Here is a 5,552-nt window from a genome sequence, read left to right as displayed (position 1 = left end):
TAGAAGGCGAAGGGTGAACCTCCAAACAAAGCCACAACAAAACTTAAACATACAAATAAGAATGGATTAAAGCCTAAGAAGACTAAAGCCATGGTTGAAACGCCCAATAATAGGTAGAAGATGAACATACACTTAACCCTACCAATCCTATCGGAAATGAATCCAGCAAGAATCCTACTTAAACCATTACCCACGGGGAATAATGTTAAAGCCAAATTCAGATAGTAACCTGAAATACCGAAAAACTTTGCCAAAAACTTCAATTGAGCTGCAAATATCAAAACTATCGCCACTGTAAAAGTGAAGGATACATATATGAGATACCACTGCCAAGTTGAAACCATACCCTTCATATTGAAATCAAAACTGGAAGAGGAACGTGAACGCTCAACCCTCCCCTCAGGATAAACATAAAATAGCGATGCAATAAGAGTAACCAATAACATACCTAACCCTAGAATTTTCAGTGCAAAACTTAAACCATAAATTGATAAAAGCCATTGAATAATCAAATTGAATAATGCAGCTCCAGAACCAAACCCGAAAACCACAATTCCAGTGGCAAAACCACGCTTCTCAGGAAACCACTTAACAGCCAAAGCAGTTGAAACACCATAAAGTATTCCAACACCAAAACCTCCAAAACCATAAGCCAAATACAATAGCATTGGACTCCCAACCATAGATGAAAATATTAAACCAAAACCGCAAACAACTGAAGCAAACATTGAAACCTTCCTAGCACCATAATTATCAGCTAGGAAACCAGACAACGGTTGAATGAAAGTTGCAGTATAAGTGAATATTGTGAAAGCCAAACCCACAGTGGCAGCATCCCAACCGAAAACCATTGAAAAAGCATCTGCAAATAGAGACCAAGAATACTGATAAACACTAATAAACATCATAACGACAACTGCGAAGAGCAATATCAAAACCCTACGCTCCAAAACCAAACACCCAAACTAAAACCATTAAACTTAAATCCAAATATAAAAGAGTAGCGAAACCCAAGTGTATAATACAATTGAAGATTGAAAAATGTTGAATATGCAGGATTGGTTATGGCACTGTGACACTTTTAGCTAAATTCCTAGGTTTATCAGGGTCAAGCCCCCTCTCAACAGCAACATAGTATGCAAAGAGCTGTAATGGAACAATATATGGTATTGGGCTTAATACATCCGGTATACCCTTAGGCATAGGTATATGGTGATCAGCCAACCCAATGATCTCCCTATCATCCTCCTCACATAAAGCTATGACTTCAGCCCCCCTAGCCTTCATCTCCATAATATTCCCAATAATCTCCTTCCTAGTGGAATCCCTTGGAGCAATGAATATCACTGGAACCCCCTTCTCAACAATACTTATTGGGCCATGCTTAGATTCAGCTGCACTGAAAGCCAGTGAGGGGGTGTATGTTATCTCGAGAAGCTTCAATCTACCCTCAAGGGCTGTGGCAACATTTATCCCCCTACCAAGGAATAGGAATAAATTCTTCTTAGCATAACGTTTAGCTAGAAGCTTAACATTATCAGCACAAGAATTTAAAACCCTACCAATAACTTCAGGCATACCCTTAAGGCTATCCCTAAGTGAATCCGACTCCTGCTGGGAAAGCTTCCCCCTCAAATTTGCAACCCTCATAGCCAATTGAGCTAAAACAATGAGCTGAGAAGTGAATGTCTTCGTGGCTGCAACACCAATCTCAGGACCAGATTGCTGAACAATGTAAGCCCTCGAAACCCTAGTGAGAGTTGAACCAACAGTGTTGGTTAAGCCTAGAACTGTGGCAGCCCTCATCCTAGCATGATCCACAGCCCTCAAAACATCATAAGTCTCGCCAGATTGACTAACTGCCAAAATAACATCATCAATGCCAACGGAATCACCATACTGCTCCAGAAACTCAGAAGCCACCACTGGGAAAGCTGCAACCCTAGCAATCTTGGAGAACATGTATGAAGCAGCTAAACATGCATGATAAGAAGTTCCACAAGCCACCAAGAAAACCCTCTCACCACGATCAATAAATCTTGAAAGCAAATCCAAATATTGCTCCTGAAGTCTAAGGGCATTCCTAAGACTTAGTGGTTGCTCATAAATCTCCTTAAGCATGAAGTGGGGGTAACCTTGTTTCTCAGCCAACTCAATACTCCAATCCACAGTGAAAGGCTTCTTAAGGACAAATTCACCATCAGATATCCTCCTAAACTCAATACCACCAAGACTTAGAACTGCTATTTCACCATTATCCATGGAGATAAAGTTCCTAGTATATTCGAGGATTGCAGGTATATCTGAAGCGCAATAGTATGCTCCATCACCAATCCCAACAATCAATGGACTCTCATTCCTAGCGCAAATTATCTTGTCAGGCTCAACCGTCGAGATGACTGCTATGGCATAAGAGCCTCTAAGCCTTCTAACAGCTTGGAGGACAGCTTCATAAAGATTTAAACCAGACTTAACCCCCTCCTCAATCAAGTGTGGGATAACCTCAGTATCTGTTCTTGAAGTGAATTTATGCCCCCTATCCTCAAGCTCCCTCTTCAACTCCAAGAAGTTCTCTATAACACCATTATGTACAACGGCAATAGTACCACTACAATCCAAATGTGGATGAGCATTCTCCCTACTTGGAGCACCATGAGTAGCCCACCTAGTATGAGCTATACCCAAACTTCCAGGCATATCCATAAAATTTAGCCTAGAATTAATATCATCAATCTTACCGGAATCCTTCTTCAAATACAATTTACCACCATAAATGGTAGCCATACCAGCAGAATCATACCCCCTATACTCAAGCCTCTTCAAACCACTAAACAGTATTGGAGCCGCCAAACCACTGGAGAGTATACAGCCAATTATGCCACACATCTCAATACACCAAGTAAACTTGTTTTAAGTAAAAAACAGTTAAAATAATTTCTACGAAACAAACTTAAAAGCTTTACCATAAAATAATAATTCAAGCTCAGATTACATTAGCCAAACATCTAAATAGGTAATTCAATTGACTTAAAAATGCAAGTGATATTATCGATGAACGCATCCTAGAACCAATACTCTTTGAAATTGAAACCCAATATATTAGCATTGCAGAATAAACTTCGAGGGGGAGGTTGAATAAAACCCTACTCTGAAGCATAGCATCGAGAAATGGGTAGGCAATTGAAGATGCAATTACCGTAAACCTCAAAATATCATCACAAACCCCATGGGATGGAGCTAACAGAGCCATTAAAGCTGAAATTAACGTGAAGAAGTTAAGTTGGAAACCACCATAAAGTATGAAGCCAATGAAGAATGAGTTATACCAGTAATTGTATAGGTTGCTGAGATTTAAAGCTCTAAACAAACCATAAATAACCCAAAACTGACTCCCACCGGGAATTAGGAGGACTAAAGCCAGGGGGATTGATGGAGCCAACATCAAAAATACACCATAATACTCCCTTAAAACCCCAACAACACCCCTAAACTTGAACATGGAGTATAAGAGGAATAGGGCTAGGGAACCTGAAAACTGAACATAAGTCCATGGGTGAATAAGTAAAGCCAAATTATAGAGGACCACAGCAAAAATCAATGCAACCTTAGACTTAGAATGGAGATGCAAAAACAATAGGGATAATGATAGGAATATGAATATCAATGCAGAAACATTGGCTAGAAAGTATGAATACATGTTAACTGAAATCTTAAACCCAATGGAAGTGAATAAAGCGGAAGTGGAGGCCAACCTCAAATCCCCAAAACCCATCCAAACAACCATGAAAATTGAGAAGACCAATAATGGGTTAAGTATGATTGGAGCAAAAGTCACGGTAGTCCTAACATCAAAACCAAATAAACACTTAAACACGTATAGAATTGGAATGAGGAGAGGCCTAGAACCACCAAAGAATCTGAAGACACTCCAAGGATTATCTTCAAACCCCCTCAAAGCCTCCTCATAATACCTGAAATCAACACCCACAGGATAGAAGTTTGGATTTAAGGATGGAATATAGGGGTATATGGATGCTGCAACAGAAATCACAATTGACGCTGAGAGAATAGCGAAATCCACAATAGATTTACGTGAAAACAAACCATCAATCGCTAAACCCCCAAACCTAATGTTAAAGAAGCTTAGCAATGGCTTAAGAATCCAAAAGTATAACATGAAAACCAACACCATCGGAGACAAAGAGGAAAGTAGCGATGACGACGACAACTCGAGGGAAGCCAAATCATAAATTAATGGGACTTTAAGATTCAAAGGATACAGGAAAACCCAATAAACTAAGCTGATGAACTCGAAAATGCATAGAATGATTATCATTGAGAGAACTGTCCAACCATCAAAACCAAACTCATATAAAAACAATATGAAGGTGGAGAAGGCATAAATTAAAGTTGCCCACCCAAAACCCAAAATGACATAAGAAGCCAATGCAACGACTATTGAGGTTAGGGAAGCATAAAACCCCCTAAAAACCATGTAAAGCAATAAAGCTGAAGAGAAGATTACACTTATAAACCATAGGGGCTGAGGGGCATTAAACCTAACCAAACTAGTAGCCCTATGAATTGTAACCCAACAATTAAATCCAAATAGATCCGAAAAGAGTAATAGGGAAGTAAAAATGTTGAAAGCAGAAATGAAGTTTATAAGCCTATTAAAATGGGAAGTGGACATAAGGAAACACCAAATAAAAAATTTGGGGGTTTAGGGTGCACTGGCAGCCCTAAAATCTCCTACTCAATATGATTATTATCACCAACACCACTATCAATACCACTATTGGTATTATTATCGTGTAAGACCATGTTGGAACGGGAGGTGCCGGTGGAGCCTCAACAGTAACAGTAACTTCAGTGGAAGATACACCCTCACAAACAGCCTTAAACTTATAGCTACCAGCAATATCTATCCGATACGGGAATACAGCCTTACCATCAGAATCAGTGTACTTCTCAAGTTGCTTAGCCCCATCCACATACAACTCAACCTTCCTATTAGCCATAGCATTACCATACTGATCCTTAACCACAACAGTCACAGTGACAGACTCACCAGTATATATCTTAGTCCTATCAACACTAATGGAGACTGATGTAACCACTGGTGGAGGAACATACTTCGAAACAGTTATGGTGATCGTTGGAGACTTAACAACTCCAGAGGCAACATAAACTGTGAAGCTACCGAAATCTTTGAATGTATACTTGAATGTGGCTGTGCCTGAGGAGTCTGAAACCTTAGAGTCAACCTTAACCCCATTCACATACAAATCCAGCGTTACACCAGCCATCCCAGCGCCATACTGATCCAAAGCAGTAGCGGAGAACATTACAGTTTGATACTGAATTATGGATGTGGCATTTGCAGATAAAGTTATGGACGTCAATGCTGGTGGAATCTTAGCCACAGTGATAGTTACAATGTTCGATGAAACCCCAGCTGAAGATGCATATACGCTGAATGTGCCAGCATTACTGAATACAACTGTGAAGAGGGCTTTACCATCAGAACCAGTGGTCTTAGTGGCATACTT

4 protein-coding genes are annotated in these 5,552 nt (G+C 39.9%); all 4 read right to left on the bottom strand.

Going from position 1 to position 5,552, the window contains the following annotated elements:
• A partial coding sequence (locus MRT15_RS09475) for an MFS transporter (RefSeq protein WP_304329847.1) occupies nucleotides 1–950 on the bottom strand: 950 nt, incomplete at its 3' end.
• 112 nt (nucleotides 951–1,062) lie between these two features.
• Nucleotides 1,063–2,886, bottom strand: a complete 1,824-nt coding sequence (glmS, locus tag MRT15_RS09470; protein ID WP_304329846.1) for a glutamine--fructose-6-phosphate transaminase (isomerizing) — start codon at nucleotides 2,884–2,886, stop codon at nucleotides 1,063–1,065.
• 97 nt (nucleotides 2,887–2,983) lie between these two features.
• Nucleotides 2,984–4,693 carry a hypothetical protein gene (locus MRT15_RS09465; RefSeq protein WP_304329845.1) on the bottom strand — a complete coding sequence of 570 codons (1,710 nt, stop codon included), beginning with the start codon at nucleotides 4,691–4,693 and terminating at the stop codon, nucleotides 2,984–2,986.
• Nucleotides 4,694–4,742: 49 nt separating this feature from the next.
• Nucleotides 4,743–5,552: Ig-like domain-containing protein (locus MRT15_RS09460; RefSeq protein ID WP_304329844.1), on the bottom strand; the 810-nt coding region annotated here is incomplete at its 5' end.

It is taken from the genome of Candidatus Culexarchaeum yellowstonense (genome assembly GCF_024707025.1).
Classification (GTDB): domain Archaea; phylum Thermoproteota; class Methanomethylicia; order Culexarchaeales; family Culexarchaeaceae; genus Culexarchaeum.
Note: the sequence above shows the minus strand (reverse complement) of the source record. Positions and strands in the feature narration are given on the sequence as shown.

Bases quoted from the DNA above. Each gene is read 5' to 3' on its own strand.
- glmS (WP_304329846.1), bottom strand. From the start codon at position 2,886: ATGTGTGGCATAATTGGCTGTATACTCTCCAGTGGTTTGGCGGCTCCA.
- MRT15_RS09465 (WP_304329845.1), bottom strand. From the start codon at position 4,693: ATGTCCACTTCCCATTTTAATAGGCTTATAAACTTCATTTCTGCTTTC.